The organism is Streptomyces sp. NPDC051563 (assembly GCF_044454225.1).
Taxonomy (GTDB): domain Bacteria; phylum Actinomycetota; class Actinomycetes; order Streptomycetales; family Streptomycetaceae; genus Streptomyces.
Genome location: NZ_JBITDL010000012.1, coordinates 1 through 15,856 on the forward strand (window position 1 = coordinate 1; position 15,856 = coordinate 15,856).

General features: G+C 74.3%; 14 protein-coding genes. 11 read left to right on the forward strand and 3 right to left on the reverse strand.

The genetic code is table 11. The features are described from left to right. Positions 1 to 130: 130 nt before the first annotated feature. The 5 genes from ACIA8F_RS15770 to ACIA8F_RS15790 all read left to right on the forward strand — a co-directional run bounded on the left by ACIA8F_RS15770 (position 131) and on the right by ACIA8F_RS15790 (position 5,439). A complete protein-coding gene (locus ACIA8F_RS15770; protein WP_399379132.1) occupies positions 131 to 649 on the forward strand; it encodes a MerR family transcriptional regulator in 519 nt (172 codons plus the stop codon). A gap of 449 nt (positions 650 to 1,098) precedes the next feature. Beyond that, entirely contained in the window at positions 1,099 to 2,298 is a 1,200-nt protein-coding gene (locus ACIA8F_RS15775; RefSeq protein WP_399379133.1) for a sensor histidine kinase, read from the forward strand. Continuing rightward, complete coding sequence (locus ACIA8F_RS15780) at positions 2,295 to 2,975, forward strand: response regulator (RefSeq protein WP_389688257.1); 681 nt, start codon at positions 2,295 to 2,297, stop codon at positions 2,973 to 2,975. Before ACIA8F_RS15775 ends, ACIA8F_RS15780 begins: the two co-directional genes overlap by 4 nt. Positions 2,976 to 3,166: 191 nt before the next feature. Next, complete coding sequence (locus tag ACIA8F_RS15785) at positions 3,167 to 4,210, forward strand: alpha/beta hydrolase (protein WP_399379135.1); 1,044 nt, start codon at positions 3,167 to 3,169, stop codon at positions 4,208 to 4,210. Beyond that, the gene (locus ACIA8F_RS15790; protein WP_399379137.1) at positions 4,207 to 5,439 is read left to right on the forward strand and encodes an acyltransferase; all 1,233 of its coding nucleotides are present in this window, start codon (positions 4,207 to 4,209) and stop codon (positions 5,437 to 5,439) included. Before ACIA8F_RS15785 ends, ACIA8F_RS15790 begins: the two co-directional genes overlap by 4 nt. A 92-nt stretch (positions 5,440 to 5,531) precedes the next feature. On the opposite strand, the gene ACIA8F_RS15795 is transcribed toward ACIA8F_RS15790, so the two are convergent. After that, positions 5,532 to 5,954, reverse strand: coding sequence for a DUF350 domain-containing protein (locus ACIA8F_RS15795; RefSeq protein ID WP_389688251.1), 423 nt, complete (start codon positions 5,952 to 5,954; stop codon positions 5,532 to 5,534). Between the two features lie 105 nt (positions 5,955 to 6,059). On the opposite strand from ACIA8F_RS15795, the gene ACIA8F_RS15800 reads away from it, so the two are divergent. Further along, positions 6,060 to 7,922, forward strand: coding sequence for a GNAT family N-acetyltransferase (locus ACIA8F_RS15800; protein WP_399379139.1), 1,863 nt, complete (start codon positions 6,060 to 6,062; stop codon positions 7,920 to 7,922). A gap of 62 nt (positions 7,923 to 7,984) precedes the next feature. Here the strand turns inward: ACIA8F_RS15800 and ACIA8F_RS15805 are convergent, their stop codons facing one another. Then, entirely contained in the window at positions 7,985 to 10,171 is a 2,187-nt protein-coding gene (locus ACIA8F_RS15805) for an AMP-binding protein (RefSeq protein ID WP_399379141.1), read from the reverse strand. 135 nt (positions 10,172 to 10,306) lie between these two features. Here ACIA8F_RS15805 and ACIA8F_RS15810 point away from each other — a divergent pair, with 135 nt between their 5' ends. From ACIA8F_RS15810 to ACIA8F_RS15820, 3 genes are all read left to right on the forward strand, one after another. Then, positions 10,307 to 10,693, forward strand: coding sequence for a VOC family protein (locus ACIA8F_RS15810; RefSeq protein ID WP_399379143.1), 387 nt, complete (start codon positions 10,307 to 10,309; stop codon positions 10,691 to 10,693). Between the two features lie 90 nt (positions 10,694 to 10,783). Then, positions 10,784 to 12,712, forward strand: a complete 1,929-nt coding sequence (locus ACIA8F_RS15815; RefSeq protein ID WP_399379145.1) for an ABC transporter ATP-binding protein — start codon at positions 10,784 to 10,786, stop codon at positions 12,710 to 12,712. 64 nt (positions 12,713 to 12,776) lie between these two features. Next, positions 12,777 to 13,160 carry a VOC family protein gene (locus ACIA8F_RS15820; protein ID WP_399379147.1) on the forward strand — a complete coding sequence of 128 codons (384 nt, stop codon included), beginning with the start codon at positions 12,777 to 12,779 and terminating at the stop codon, positions 13,158 to 13,160. Between the two features lie 21 nt (positions 13,161 to 13,181). Here ACIA8F_RS15820 and ACIA8F_RS15825 read toward each other — a convergent pair whose 3' ends face one another. Further along, entirely contained in the window at positions 13,182 to 13,526 is a 345-nt protein-coding gene (locus ACIA8F_RS15825; RefSeq protein ID WP_399379149.1) for an STAS domain-containing protein, read from the reverse strand. Positions 13,527 to 13,747: 221 nt separating this feature from the next. Here ACIA8F_RS15825 and ACIA8F_RS15830 point away from each other — a divergent pair, with 221 nt between their 5' ends. Next, complete coding sequence (locus ACIA8F_RS15830; protein WP_399379151.1) at positions 13,748 to 14,671, forward strand: SigB/SigF/SigG family RNA polymerase sigma factor; 924 nt, start codon at positions 13,748 to 13,750, stop codon at positions 14,669 to 14,671. 167 nt (positions 14,672 to 14,838) lie between these two features. Beyond that, positions 14,839 to 15,795: an anti-sigma factor RsbA family regulatory protein gene (locus ACIA8F_RS15835; protein WP_399379152.1), complete on the forward strand. Its 957-nt coding sequence runs from the start codon at positions 14,839 to 14,841 to the stop codon at positions 15,793 to 15,795. The last annotated feature ends 61 nt before the right edge of the window (positions 15,796 to 15,856 follow it).

Genomic DNA, 15,856 nt, shown 5'->3' on the forward strand with positions numbered 1-15,856 from the left:
GTACACGGGCTTCCGCCCGGCACACCGAGAGCACGCACCGAACGCCGCGAGGGCGCCCTCCGGGCGCCCGGCGCCACTTTGCGGACACCCCCTAGCCTGCGGCGCGGGGAGACGAGGGGGGCCGCACGGGATGCGGATCGGTGACGCGGCGGCGGCAGCGGGAACCACACCAAGGGCGCTGCGGTTCTACGAACAGCGCGGACTGCTCACCCCCCAGGGCCGCAGCCCCTCCGGCCAGCGCGAGTACGGCCCTGCGGACGTGACCCGGATCCGGATCATCCGTGACCTGCTGGCCCACGGCTTCACCGTCGAGGACCTCCGCGGCGTGGCCGACCGCCTCCACCTCCTGGCGGCGACCCCACCACCGACCTGCGGCTCCGGCGGCGGCGTGGTCGCACACCGCCTCTCCGCCCTGGACTCGGAAATAGCCCGCCTCACCCACCTGCGCCAAGCCCTGGCCCACCGCACGGGCATCACCACCCCGGCCGCCGCCCAGGCGGCCGAGGAGGCGGCCGAGGCCAAACCGGAGCCGGGCCCGGACCCGCAGGCCGAGCCGGAGCCGGACAGGGCGGCGAAGGCCGGGCGGTCGTCGGTGGGCGCCGTCCGCGGCGCGGGCGGGGCGCGGACGCATACGCTGGACCGATCATGAGCGAGCGCGCCCGATCCCGATTCCGATCCCTCTTCCGAGCCAGGCCCGGATCCGGGGCCGAGGCCCGGCACGGATCTCCGCATGGGGCCCTCCCTGAATCTGCCTCCGGCTCCGAGTCCGAGTCCGAGTCCGAAGGGGCCCCGCCCGAGTCCCGGCCCGCTTCTCCGCCCGGGTCTCCGCCCGGCGACCTGCCCGAATCCGGGTCCCTGCCCGGCGATGTGCCCGGGGACCTGACCGAGTCCGGGTCTCCGCCCGGGGCCCGGCCCAAAGCGCCGTCCCGGGGCGCGGCCGAGCGACCGGGGGGCGGGGACGACCGCCCTCGTCGCCCGGGCGGCCGCCCGGGTCGCGCAGCCGGCGGCACAGACGGCCGTGCCGGATCCCGGGGGGCCCGGGGGGCCGGGCGGTTGGCCGTGGCGTTGCGGACGCCCGCTCGGGCTGCCGAGCCGTTGTTGGCGCAGGCGCCCGAGGCCTGGCAGCGGATGCTGCCGTACGCCGTGACCGCGATGTGCGTGCTGACGCTGATGCCGGTGACGATCGCGGTGCTGACCAACGACTACAAGGCGGGCGGCGGCTGGGCCGGGGCGCTGGGCGTGGCCCAGACGCTGCCGCTGCTGCTCGCCGTGACCCGGCCGGTGCCCGCCTGGGGCATGGTGCTGGTCGCCGACGTCGTGGGGGCGGCCGTCCTGACCCAGGCCGACCGGGTGGCCGGGCACGCCTGGCCCTGGACCCCGATGGTGATCATCGGCTACCTGGTGCTGATGGCCTGCCTGGGGCTGCGCGAGTCGATCCGGACCCTGGTCGGGGTGTGGCTGGCGACCGGGGTGGCCGGGGCGCTGCTGAGCGCCTTCCAGCCGGACGGGGCGACGAACACGGTCGCCCTGCTGTTCGTCCTGGCCGGGGTGGTGCTCGCGCTGACGGGAGCCCTGCGCGGGCTCGGTGACGCCCGCCAGGAGATCGCCGAGCAGGAGAGCATCAGCGAGGCCGAGCGGTCCCGGCGCACCCTGCTGGAGGAACGGGCCCGGATCGCAAGGGAGTTGCACGATGTGGTGGCCCACCACATGTCGGTCATCACGGTGCAGGCGGATTCGGCGCCGTACCGGCTGCCCGGCATGGCGGAGCCGGTGCGCGAGGAGTTCGCCGCCATCGCGTCGAGCGCGCGCGAATCGCTGGGCGAGATGCGGCGGCTGCTGACGGTGCTGCGCGGCGACGAGGCGAACGGCGCCGTCCGGACCCCGCAGCCGGGGCTCGGCCGGTTGCAGCAGCTGGTGGAGGCGACCGTACGGGCCGGGCAGCCGGTGGAGTTGGCGCTGGCCGCGGGTGCGGCCGGGGCGGCGCCGCCGGCCGTGGACCTGTCGGCGTACCGGATCGTCCAGGAGGCGCTGGCCAATGTGGTGCGGCACGCTCCGGGTGCACCGACGCGGGTCTCGGTGACCTTCGACGAGGAGGAGCTCCTCGTGCTCGTGGTCAACGGCCCGGCGCGGGACGCGGTGGTGGCGGTGGAGACCTCGGGCACCGGGCACGGACTGGTGGGGATGCGGGAGCGCGTACGGTTGACGGGCGGGACGCTGGACACCGGTCCGCTGCCCGACGGCGGCTTCCGGGTCGCCGCCCGCATGCCCATCAACACCGCTCCCGAGGAACCAAGTTGACCATCCGCGTGATCATCGTCGACGACCAGGCCATGGTGCGGGCGGGTTTCGCCGCGCTGTTGTCGGCGCAGGCCGACATCGACGTGGTGGGCGAGGCGCCCGACGGACGCCAGGGGATCCAGGTCTCCCGCACCGTCCACCCCGACGTGGTGCTGATGGACGTCCGGATGCCGGAGATGGACGGGCTGAGCGCCGCCCGCGAGCTCCTCGACCCCCCGCCGGGGGTGGTGCACCGGCCGAAGGTGCTGATGCTGACCACCTTCGACATCGACGACTACGTGTACGAGGCCCTGCGCGCGGGGGCTTCCGGGTTCCTGCTGAAGGACGCCCCGCCGGCGGACCTGATCGCGGCGGTCCGGGTGGTCGCCTCGGGCGAGGCGCTGCTGGCTCCGTCGGTGACCCGGCGGCTGATCGCGGACTTCGTCGAGCGGCGGCCCGCGCCCCGCCGCGATCCCGCGCTGCGGCTCAACGGGCTGACCCCGCGGGAGACCGAGGTGCTGGAGCTGATCGCGCGCGGGCTGTCGAACCAGGAGATCGCCGGTCACCTGGTGCTCGCCGAGCAGACGGTCAAGACGCACATCGGGCGGGTGCTGGGCAAGCTGGACCTGCGGGACCGGGCCCAGGCCGTGATCTTCGCCTACGAGGCGGGGCTGGTGCGGCCGGGCGACGGCGGCTGACCGACGCCGGCCGATCCGCGGCGGCCGATCGACAACAGCCGATCCGCGGCGGCTCGTCCAAGGCGCCGCGTCCCGCCGCGTCTCCTCCACCCCCTACCGGGGTATGACACCCGACTTGGCTCCACGGTGCGACGCCCGCTTCGGCACCTCCTTCTTACCTTCCTCCTCGTCACGAGGAGAGGAGAAGGGGCATGCGCCGCTTCGCAAGGACACTGGTCACGGCCGCACTGGCGGCGACCGTCGTCGCCGGCACGGCGGGATGGGCCTCCGCGGACGCCCAGACGGCGGTCACCGGCCCGCCGCCGGGCACCGCCGCCTGGCGGGCCGACACGGTGTCCGGGCGGCCGCTGCCGGATCCGGCGCGGGCGGAGCCGTCCGAGGTCGCGCGGTTCTTCGCCGGGCTGGACGGGCAACGGGTACGGGACCTCGTACGGGCCCACCCGCTGGTGGTGGGCAATCTGGACGGGGCTCCGCTCCCGCTCCGGTACGAGGCCAACCGGCTGGCCGTACTGGCGGGCGGCGAGGCCCGCTTCGCCTCCCTGGCCGCACCCGGCCGCCGGATCCTGGCCTTCGACCCGCGCGGCCGGGGCACGGTCGCCGAGGTGTTCGGGGACCTGGAGCGGTCCGCGCATGTGGCGGTGATCGTGCCGGGCTCCGACAACGACGCCACCACCTACGACCGGGCGCGGGCCGCCCACACCGGCCCGGCGGGCATGGCCCGTTCCCTGCGGTCCGCGACCGGGGAGAAGGCCGCCGTCATCGCGTGGACCGGTTACACCACCCCCGTCGGGGTGGGGCTGGACACCGCCCGGGGGCGGCTGGCGCAGGCGGGCGCGGTCCGCCTCGCCCGGTTCACCGAGGGACTCGACGCGGTCGGCGCACCCGACCCGGTGCTGTTCTGCCACAGCTACGGCTCGGTGGTCTGCGGGCTGGCGGCCCGGCACACGGACGCCAGCGACATCGTCGCCTTCGGCTCCCCCGGAATGCGCGCCGGCAGCGTCGCGGACCTGGGGACCGGGGCCCGGGTGTGGGCGGCCCGCGGACCCTCCGACTGGATCTCCGACGTGCCCAACGTGGAGTTCGCGGGGCTCGGCCACGGAGCCGATCCCACCTCGGCGGCCTTCGGCGCCCGCCGGATCGACGCCGCCGACGTGGCGGGCCACACCGGCTACTTCACCCCCGGCACCCGGTCCCTGAGGGCCTTCGCCGCGATCGCGACGGGAGCGGCCCGATGAGTACGGCGAGCCTCCTCACCACGGCACGCGCGGCCGCCGGCCGGATCGACTCGAAGACCCCCGCCCACCGGGACCGGGCCGTCGACGGGCTGCGGGCGCTGGCCCTGCTGGCCGTTCCGACCGGGCACTGGCTGCTCGGCGGCTTCACCCTCGACTCCGACGGGGCCCTGCACAACGCGAGCCCCCTCTCCGCCTTCGGCGGCCTGGCCCCAGCCAGTTGGGTGCTCCAGATGCTCGGCGTGTTCTTCCTGGTCGGCGGCTACGCCTCCGCGCTCTCCTTCCGGCGGCACACCGGATCGGCCGGGGCCTGGCTGAAGGGCAGGATCGCCCGGCTGGGGCGGCCGGTGCTCGGGGTCACGGCGGTGTGGGCGCTGGCCGCGCCCGTGCTGTACGCGGCCGGGGTGCCCGAGGCCACCTTGCGGACCGGGGCGAAGCTGGTGATCCAGCCGCTGTGGTTCGTCGGGGTGTACGTGGTGGTCACCGCGCTGACCCCGTACTGCGTGCGCGCCGCGCACCGGTTCGGCGGGTGGGCCGCGGCCCCGCTGCTCGCCTCGGTCGTCGCGGTGGACTTCCTGCGCTACGGGCCGTTCGCTGACTCGGTGCCCGGGTGGGTGGCGCTGGTGAACATCCTGCCGGGCTGGCTGTTCGCGTACCAGCTCGGGGTGGACTGGGGCGAGGGCCGGATCGGGCGGCGCGGGGCCTGGCTGCTGCTCGCGGGCGGGAGCGCGCTGTTCGCGGCCCTGCTGATGGTCTTCCATTACCCGGCGTCGATGGTCGGCGTGCCGGGCGAGGCCCGGACCAACTCGCATCCGCCGTCGCTGCTGGTCCTGGCCCTGGCCGCGGCCCAGTCGGGTGCGGCGATCCTGATGCGGGACCGGCTGGCGCGGCTGCTGTCCCGGCCGCTGCTGTGGGCGCCGGTGGTCGTGATCAACCTGTGCGCGATGACGATCCTGTGCTGGCACCAGACGGCGATGCTGGCGGCCGCGGTACCGGGGTCGTTCGCGGGCGGGCTGGCCGGGCTGACGACGGCGCCGGACAGCGTCGGGTGGATCGTGGCACGGCTGGCGTGGATGCCGGTGTTCGCTGTGCTGCTGGTGGGCATCGCCCGGTACGCGCGGCGGTTCGAGCGGCCTGCGACGGGCCTGACGCGGGCCACGACGGTGCGCCGGACCACCGTGGCGGGCCTGCTGGCGGCCGGGTTCGCGGTGTTCGCCCTGGGGCTGGCGTAGTAAAGCGGCGGCTGCCGGAGCACCCGTACGAAACGAGAGCGCCGCTCCCCTCGGGGAGCGGCGCTCTCGTGCGGTCTCGGCGGGGCCGAAGGCTAGGCGATGGAGGCGGCGACGATCGCGGCGACCGCGAGGTTGCAGGAGGCCGTCACCCACACCGCGGGGTGCGGCTCGGGGTCTACCACGATGGCGCCGAGCTTGCCCGGGGTCACCAGGTCCAGCACCAGGAAGGCCACGGCCATCAGGACCAGGCCGAGGATGCCGAACGCCGCCGTGGACAGCAGGCCCTTGCCGAAGCTGTCGTACGTGGTCCAGATCGAGGTGAACACGATGCCGCCGATGCCGAGCAGCGCCGAGGACAGCAGCACGGAGGCGTTGCGGTTGCGCTCTTCCCAGATCTGCTTCGGCAGCTTGCCGGGGGTCAGCACGTCCACCAGGACGATGCCGAGGATGAGCAGCACCAGACCGACGCCGCCGAATGCGGTGGTGCGGCCAAGTCCGTTGATGATGTCGCTCATTGGGAAGCCGTCTCCGGGGTGGGGTAGGAAGTACGTCGCGTGCCTGTCGGCGCGGTGGCCGAATCTATCGCACCGCATGGCACCCGACCATGGGGAGGTCAGGAAATGGCAAAGCTCAGGGCCGCGCGGGCCGGGGAGGCCGCGGAGCTGACGGAGCTGGTCATGCGGTCCAAGGCCCACTGGGGGTACGGGGCCGGGTTCCTTGCCGCGTGCGCGCCGGAGTTGCGGATCGGGGCCGGGGACGAGGTGCGGCGGCGGATCGTGGTCGCCGAGGGCGCGGCCGTGGCCGCCGGCGCCCGGTCCGGCGACGGCCCGGCCGTCGTGCTCGGGCTCGCCTCCCTGGACGGCGAGCCGCCGTTCGGGCGGCTGGGGCTGCTCTTCGTCGAACCGGCCGCCATCGGCGGGGGCGTGGGGCGCCTGCTGTACCGGGACCTGCTGCGGCGCGCCGCCGGACTCGGCTTCCGCCGGCTGCTGATCGACGCCGATCCGCACGCCGCCGGCTTCTACCGGGCCATGGGCGCGGTGGCAGTGGCAGCGGCTCCCCGTCCGGACGCCGTGGGCCGGCTGGTGCGCTTCGAGGTGGCGCCCGTGCCCCTGGCCGGCTGGGCGCGGGCCTGGACGGGCGGCCGGCCCGCCGTGCACGTGGGCAACGTCGCCGAGTACAACGCGCAGTTCGCGGACGCCTCCCTGGACCGGGAGCAGCGGGCCGCCCGCCACTACGCCTGTCTGGCCGCCTTCTACAGTCCGCGGCCGGCCGCCCTGGTGCTGCCGTGCCCGGTGCCGCCGGGCTGGATCTCCCTGCTGGGGCGCCAACTCGACTGGCCCGCCGGGGTGGAGGTGTACGACGGGCTCGCGGAGCCGGACGATCCGGGCCTCTCGGAGGCCGTACGGGCCCGGCCGGCGCTGGCCGCACGGCTGACGGGGGCCGGGAAGGGAGCCGGGCGCGGGAGGATGGCCGGGCCCGGGGCGCCGCCCCTCGTGCCGTGGGGCCCGACGGCTCCCTTCGCGCGGCTGGCGGGGCGCCCGTGGCGGCGGGACGAGCTGCGGTACGAGTCGAAGTCGGCGGCGCACGGGCTGTTCGGCCGGATCCTCGCGGCGGGCGGGCACCCCGCGATCACGCTGCCCGGGCAGTGGCGGGCGGACACCCGGTGGGCGGCGGTCCGGCTGCTGGCGTCCCGGACCAGGGCGGGGAAGAGCACCGTTCTCAAATCGGAGCACGGCGTCGGCGGCTCGGGCACCACGGTGCTGACCCCCGAGAGGGTCCGCGCGGCGGGCGGGGCCCGGGCGGTGGTCCGGGCGCTGCCGCGCGGGCCGCTGCTGGTGGAGGAGTACGTACGCGGTTCGGCGGATCCGGCCGCGCCGCGCGACCTCACGTACGACGGGTTCGTGGACCCGGGCGGCGGGGTCCACGAGGTCGGCGGGGCGGTGATGGACGTGGCGGACGGCGGGTACCGCGGTGCGACGGTGGGGCCGGGCGTGGTCCCGGGGTGGGCGGTGGAACCGCTGCTGGCCTTCGGCCGGGCGGTGGGCCGGGAGCTGTCGGCGGCGGGCTACCGGGGCTGGTTCGACGTGGACTTCGTGGCCGACGGCGCGGGCCGGCTCGCCCCGACGGAGACGAACCTGCGCCTGACCGGGCCCTCCGTCGCCTTCGTCGTGGCGGCCCGGCTCGACGAACTGCGGGGCGCGGGGCACTTCGTACGGATCGCCGACCGGGTGGAGCTGGGGGCCCGGCTGCCGGAGGCGGCCTTCGACGAGCTGTGCGAGCGACTGTCCCGGCGCTGTGCGGCGATGGGCGCGGTGTTCCTGCCCGCCATCCCCACCGGAGCGTTCGAACCGGCGCCCTGGATGGGCGCCCTGGTGGCCGCGACCGGCAGGGAGCTGCTGGACGCGGCCGAGCGGCTGGTGCGGGCGGAGGCGCTGTCCGTCGGGGCGATGTTCGGCCGGGCGGCCGTGGATCGCCCGGCCTGATCCCCGGCGGCCACGGCCGGAGCAGCCGCGGCCGGGGCAGCCACGGCCCGGCCGGCCCGGGCTCAGCCCACCGGATCGGCGGCCTCGGCCCCGTCCCGTCCCGGTCCCTGCGCCGGAACCACTGCCGATGCCGACCCCGGAGACGTCGACGCCGCCCCCGCCTCCGGCACGGCCGCCACCGGTTCTTCCGTGTCCGGCTCAACGTCGAACTCGCCGAGCGGCGGGCGGGAGGCGTAGACCGCCACGATCCCGGCGCAGATCATCAGCGGAATGTTGAAGGCGTAGACCAGTGCGGCCTGTTGGGGCCAGTCCCGCTTGGCCGCGAGCCGGTAGAAGTTGTCCTGGGGCCACCACGCGGCCAGCAGGTAGACGATCGCCAGATGGGCGGCGGCGGTGATGCGGGGGCCGCGGCGCCCGTGGCGGCGCATCCGGGAGCGGCCCGCGAACAGGAACCAGACACCGGCCGCGAACGCCCAGCACTCGCACATGTAGAGCAGGAAGAACATCGTCGCGTACGGGTTCGGGACCCCGGTGAGATCGGTGGAACCGGGCCAGAGGATCAAGGTCAGGATCATGACGAAGGCCGCCACCATGGTCAGCCCGACCAGGACGAAGAAGCCGACGCCGGCCCATCCGGCGACGTTGGGACCGGAGTCCCTGCCCGTGTACCTGCCGCCGTACTTGCCGCCGCCGACGCCGCCGCCACCGCTACGCTCGGCCCCGGCCCGTCCCGGCGGCATCGGGAGCGCGGCCCGCTGCTCGCGGCCGGCCCGGTCCCGGGGGATGCGGGGCAGCCGGTGGACGGCGCTCGGCATCATCGCCCCGGGGAGCCGGCCCGCCAGGTGGCGCCGGACCTCCGCGCCGTCGGGGAGGTCGGAGCCCGGGGGCCAGGTGTCGTCCTCCGCGGGCGGGGCGAGGAAGGCGACGAGCAGCGGCCGTGCGTTCACCCCCTTGCCCGCGCCCTCGACTTCGGCGAGCAGCGCTGCGCCGACCGCCTCGTGGCTGCGGATCGCGGACTCCACGGGATGCGGGTCGAGGGTCCTGCCGTCCACGGTGATCCGGTCGCGGATCCGGCCGCGGAACTCCAACAGCCCGTCGGGGCGCAGCACTCCGAGGTCCCCCGTCGGGACGGGTTCGCCGCCTCCGGGCACGGCGAGGTGGATCTCCCCGTCGCGCACGTCCAGTCGGCAGCCGGGGAAGGCGGTTCCGATCAGCGAGAGTTCCTCGGCCCCGTCCAAGGGGGCTGCGAGCTGCGGGAGTTCGAACCGGGCGCCGGTGCCCGCCGCTTCGGTGGGTCCGTAGACGTTGAGCAGCCGGGCGCCGGGGCGCAGCCGGGCGAGCAGGGCGGCCTGTTCGTCGAGGTGGAGGCGGTCGCCGGTGACCGCGACCATGCGCAGCGACCGCAGTCCCTCGTCGGGGCGGTGCAGGGTCCGTGCCAGGGTTGCCTCGCGGTCGCGCACGAGGAGCTGGGTGGCGGTGCCGGGGTCGGCGTGCAGGACGGTGACCCGCTCGGCGTCGACGGCTCGGCGCAGTGACTCCGGTGTCCAGCGCGGGCCTTCGGGCAGGACGAGGGCGCCGCCTTCGCACAGGGCCCGGGTCCAGCCGGCGGCGAAGCCGGTGAGGTCCGGGGCGGCGGTGATCAGGTGCCGGTCCTCGGGTACCGGACCGACGACCCGGGCCCACCCGTCGTGGGCCGCGAGGAGGCGTGCGTGGGAGAGCGGGACGGCCCGCCGCACCGCACCGCTGCTGAACAGCACGGCGGCCGCGTCCCCTCGCGGCACCCGGTCGGGCGGGTCGGTGGGCAGCCCGGCCGTGGCGGCCGGGTACTGCGCGCCGATCCGGATCACCCGCAGGTCGCCGCCGTCGTCGAGGCGGGCCTGGTCCGCCGCGTCGGCGAGCAGGGCGAAGGGGCGGGCGGCGGCGAGCTGGCGCTGTCCGGTGCGCGGGGCATCGACGTCGATGACGGTGTAGGCGGCGCCGGCCTTGAGGATGCCGAGGAGGAGGACGAGGAGCTCGGCCCGCGGGGCGGAGCACACGGCGACGACGGCCCGCTCGGGCAGTCCGCAGCCGAGCAGGTGACGGGCGGACTGGTTGGCGCGGGCGTCGAGTTGTCCGTAGGTGAGGCTTTCGGTGCCCGCGGCCACGGCCTGGGCTCCCGGGGTGTCGCGGGCCCAGCGTTCGAAGCGGGAGAGCACGGTGTCGTCGGGGCGCCGGCCGGAGTGCGTGAAGGGCTCTGATCCCTGCGTCATGGGCCGATTCTGGCACCGGGCACGGACGGGGACGAGGGCCGCGAAAATCCCTCGTACGAGCGAGGGATGATCCACTATCGTCCTGCGCTGGTGCCGGCCGGCACCGGTGGACAGGTTTCGCACGTGGGAGGGTTCATGGCCAAGGAGATCCAGGTGGCGTACGACTGCGCCGATCCGGGGGCGCAGGCCGCGTTCTGGGCGCAGGCGCTGGGCTACCGCCTGCAGCTGCCGCAGGAGGGCGCCGCCGACTGGGCGGCCATCTCGGATCCGGACGGCAAGGGGCCGCGGCTCTACTTCCAGAGGGTCCCGGAGGCCAGGACGGAGGCGAAGAACCGCCTGCACCTGGACGTGCGTTCGGCGCCGGGCCTGAAGGGGGACGAACGGATGGCCGTGCTGGAGGCGGAGGCCGCCAGGCTCGAGGAGCTGGGCGCGAAGCGCCTGTACCGCCTGGAGTCCGACGAGGTCAACGAAGGGATCATCGTGATGACCGATCCCGAGGAGAACATCTTCTGCCTCGACTGAGGTCACGTACGAGGTCGAACCGGTTTCCGTACGCCCCAGAGCCCCCCGCACCTTGACCTCAAGTTTGGTTGAGGTCCTACCGTTCGGCTCATGGATATGGAAGTCACCGCCTGGACCTCGCTCCACAGCGCGATCAACGCCCAGCAGGACCGGCGGCCGCTCTCGCGGGCCGGCCTGCGCCGGATCGCCGCCTTCGCCCGCCCGCACCGGCGCGGGCTGACCTTCTTCCTGCTGCTCAGCGTGGTGACCGCGCTGCTCGCGGTGGCCACCCCGGTGCTCGCGAGCCGCGTGGTCACGGCGATCGTCGAGGGCCGCGAAGGCGGTACGGTCACCCGCCTCGCCCTGCTGATCGCGCTGATCGCGGTCGCGGAGGCGGGGCTGGGGCTGGTCCTGCGCCGGCTCTCGTCCACCCTCGGCGAGGGGCTGATCCTGGATCTGCGGACGGCGGTCTTCGACCACGTGCAGCGGATGCCGGTGGCGTTCTTCACCCGGACCCGCACCGGGGCGCTCGTCAGCCGGCTCAACAACGATGTGATCGGCGCGCAGCGGGCGTTCAGCAACACCCTGTCGGGGGTGGTGTCCAACACCGTGACGCTGCTGCTGACCCTGACCGTGATGCTGGGCATCTCCTGGCAGATCACCCTGCTGGCCCTCGTGCTCCTGCCGGTGTTCGTGCTGCCCGCCCGCCGGATGGGGGTGCGGATGGCCGCCTTGCAGCGGGAGGCTTCGGCGCTGAACGCCTCGATGGGCACGCAGATGACCGAGCGCTTCTCCGCTCCCGGGGCCACGCTCGTCAAACTGTTCGGGCGCCCCGACGAGGAGTCGGCGGAGTTCGCGGCGCGTGCGGCCCGGGTGCGTGACATCGGGATCCGGACGGCGATGGCCCAGTCGGCCTTCATCACCGCCCTTACGCTGGTCTCCGCGCTGGCCCTGGCGCTCGTGTACGGGCTCGGCGGGCACTACGCGCTCGCCGGCACCCTGGACGCGGGCTCGGTCGTCGCCCTCGCCCTGCTCCTGACCCGGCTGTACGCACCCTTGACCGCGCTCGCCGGGGCGCGGGTGGAGGTGATGAGTGCGATGGTCAGCTTCGAGCGGGTCTTCGAGATCCTGGACCTGAAGCCGCTGATCTCCCAGAAGCCGGACGCCCGCCGGGTGCCCGAGGGGCCGGTGGCGGTCGAGTTCGACAAGGTCTCCTTCGGCTACCCCTCCCCCGACAAGGTGTCCCTGGCCTCCCTGGAGGAGGTGGCCACCCTCGACGCGCGGGGCGGCACCGAGGTGCTGCACGAGGTGTCCTTCCGCGCCGAGCCCGGGCAGATGATCGCCCTGGTCGGCTCCTCCGGCGCCGGCAAGTCGACCATCGCGCAGCTGCTGCCCCGGCTGTACGACACCGACGCGGGAGCCGTCCGCCTCGGCGGGATCGACGTACGCGACCTCACCGCGGACTCGATCCGCGAGACGCTGGGCATGGTCACGCAGGACGGGCACCTCTTCCACGAGTCGGTACGGGCCAACCTGCTGCTGGCCCGCCCGGAGGCGGGTGAGGAGGAGATCTGGGAGGCCCTGCGCCGGTCCCGTCTCGACGGGCTCGTGGCCTCGCTCCCGGACGGGCTGGACACGGTCGTCGGCGAGCGCGGCTACCGGCTCTCCGGCGGGGAGCGCCAGCGGCTGACGATCGCCCGGCTGCTGCTGGCCGGCCAGCGGGTGGTGATCCTGGACGAGGCCACCGCCCACCTGGACTCCACCTCGGAGGCGGCCGTCCAGGAGGCCCTGGCCGAGGCCCTGTCGGGCCGGACCGCCGTGGTGATCGCACACCGGTTGTCGACGGTGCAGGCGGCCGACCTGATCCTGGTGGTGGAGGACGGGCGGATCGTGGAACGCGGCACCCACGCCGAGCTGCTGGCCGTGGGCGGACGGTACGAGGAGCTGTACCGCACCCAGTTCGCGGGGGCCGGCCCGGACGGGGACACGCCGGCGGAGCAGGACGTTCCGGACGGCGCGGCGGCGGTCTCCGGCGGATGATGGCCGACGGGGCGGCCGGCGCCGGTCCCCCGCATCCACTGGGACAGGGAGTCAGGAGAAGCCGATGGACATCAAGCTGGAACTGGTCGCCGTACCGGTCACGGACATCGACCGGGCCAAGGCCTTCTACGAGCGCATCGGCTTCCACGCCGACCACGACATCACGGTCAGCGAGGAGATCCGCTTCGTCCAGCTGACCCCGCCCGGCTCGGCCTGTTCGATCGCCATCGGCAAGGGCCTGACCCGGATGACCCCCGGTTCGCTGGACAACATGCAGGTCGTGGTCGCGGACATCGAAGAGGCCTTCGCCGATCTCAAGGGCCGTGGCATCGAGGTGACGGAGATCGAGGACATGCCCTGGGGCTCCTTCGTCTACTTCTCGGACCCCGACGGCAACGGCTGGGCCGTCCAGCAGACCACCCCGCGCACGGCCGCCGGACCCCGGTAGCGGTCCGGCGGCCGTGCGCGCTCACGCCGCGAGGGCGTCCTCCACGTTCGCGCGTACGGACAGGACCGTATCGGCCCCGGTCACGGCGAAGAGCCGGCGCAGCTGCTCGCCGGGGGCGGCGATGCGCAGGGTCGTGAGGTGGTGCATCCGCAGGAGCAGGTTCAGGAAGGAGGAGTCCCCGAAGGTGATGGCGGCGGCGTCCAGCACCACCAGCGGGTACCGGTCCGCGGCAGTGGAGAGGGCCTCCTCAAGCGGTGCCAGCGTGTCCTGGTCCAGCTCCCCGCGGGCGGCCACCACCCACCCGGTGCCCGCCGGATGGCCGTCCCCGACCACACCTGGCTGAAACTCGTCCTCTGCTCCGCTCATGCCCGCCTCCCGGCTCGCCACCTGTAACGTCGTCTAACGTCGTCGCTCACGGAGTATGCCTGGTCGTTCGATCAACGACTCCGCCGCGGGTGCGTACGGCCCCCGGGACGGGGGGCTCCGTCAAAGAAAATCGAAGAAGTTCCGTGCGAAGTGTGTAGGACCAATGACCCGGGGCAAACGGTCCCGGGCAACCGTCAGCCAATCGGGAGGGAGTGGCCACCATGTCGCACTCGGCCACCGTCATAGGACCCATTCGTGCCACACACGCACAAGCTCCTGCCTGTGCCCCGGGCATCGAGGGAGCGCCCACGCCGGACATGGACCGCGTCGAGGTCGAGAACGCACGCGAAATGGCGCCGTCCGACGCCCGTGAACTGTCGCGGCACTTCTTCGCGAGACTGCGCACGCTGGAGGAGGGGACGCGCGAGTACCAGTACACGCGCAACACCCTGATCGAGATGAACCTCTCCCTCGTCCAGTTCGCCGCACGGCGTTTCCGGGCCCGCGTGCTCGGCGGCGGTCTCGACATGGACGACATCATCCAGGTGGGGACGATCGGCCTGATCAAGGCCATCGACCGCTACGACCTCGAACGGGAGGTCGAGTTCTCCACGCTCGCGCTTCCCTACATCATCGGTGAGATCAAGCGGTACTTCCGCGACACCACCTGGGCCGTGCACGTCCCGCGCCGGCTGCAGGAGCTGCGTACGGAGCTCGCCAAGGCACAGGAGTCCCTGAGCGACGACCTGGGCAGGGCGCCGACCGTCAAGGAACTCGCCCAGCACCTGAAGCTGTCCGAGGACGAGATCATCGACGGGCTGATCGCCGCGAACGGCTACACGAGCAGCTCGCTCGACGCCACCGCCGACAGCGACGAGACCTCCTCCGCGGGCCGCGGCGCCCGCCCGGCGGCGGAGCGGCACGGAGCCGTCGACCCCGGCATGGAGCTCTTCGAGGAGTTCCACACGCTCGCACCCCTGCTGGAGCAGCTGGACGAGCGCGACCGGCTCATCCTGCAGATGCGCTTCGGCCAGGAGCAGACCCAGGCCGAGATCGGCGCGGAGCTGGGCATCTCGCAGATGCAGGTGTCCCGCATCCTCTCCCGCACGCTGTCCCGGCTGCGCACCGGCATGCTCGCGGAGTAGGGAATGGATCCGGCGACGCCCGCGGCACGATCGGCTTCCATGACGCCGCTGTCCGCCCGGCCGCTGCGGGGCCTGCCCGCAGCGCTGCCGAGCGGCGGCTGCGCCCTGGATTCCCTCCGTGCCCCGGGCGCCGCACCGGGCCCCGCGACCGGGCTGAGGGACGCGGCATGAACCCCCTTCCCGCATCCGACGCTCACGAGGCCTTCGACCACCCCGCCCTCTTCTACCGGGACCTCCCGGAGTACGTGGCCGGGGTGGGCGCCTTCGTGCGCGCATCCCTGTCCGCCGGTGAGCCGGTGCTCGTCGCCGTGCCGGGCCCGCACCTGGACGCCCTGCGCGAGGGCCTCGGCGCGAGTGCGGCCGGGGTGACCTGGACGGACATGACCGAACTGGGCCGCAACCCCGGCCGCATCCTGGCCGCCCTGCAGGACTTCGCCGACATGGATCCGGGCCGGGCGGCCCGGATCGTCGGAGAACCCATCTGGCCCGGCCGCTCCCCCGCCGAGGTCCTGGAGGCCACCCGGCACGAGGCCCTCATCAACACGGCCTTCACCGGCCGGCCCGCCACGGTCCTGTGCCCCTACGACGCACGGGGGCTCGCGCCCGGCGTACTGGCCGACGCGCGGCGCACCCACCCCACCCTCATCGAGGACGGCCGGCCCCTGCCGAGCCCGGACCACGCCGACGCGCCCCGCGTGTCCGCGGAATGCGACCTCCCGCTGGCCGAACCCACGGGCGACATACCCCGTCTGCCCTACTCCCACGGAGATCTGGCCGAGGTGCGCGAGTACGCCGACGCCTGGGCCCGCGGGACCGCCCTGTCCCCGGCCTGCCGCGGCGATCTCGTCCTGGCCGTCAGCGAAGCGGCGGCCAACTCCCTCTCCCACGGAGGCGGGAAGGGCACCCTGCGGCTGTGGACAACCGGCGGCGCCCGGGCGGGAGTCGTCGCCGAGATCCGCGACGGCGGCCGCCTGACCGACCCCCTCGCGGGGCGCCGCCGGCCGTCCCTCGCCTCGGCGCACGGGGGCCGCGGCCTGTGGATGATCCACCAGCTCTGCGATCTCGTCGAGGTCCGCGCCACGGACACGGGACTGGTCCTGCGGCTGCACATGGCGACGCCGTGAGAAGACCGGTCGCCTACACTGTCACGGTGCGAGGCCAGGGAGCACAGAGAGCACAGAGAGC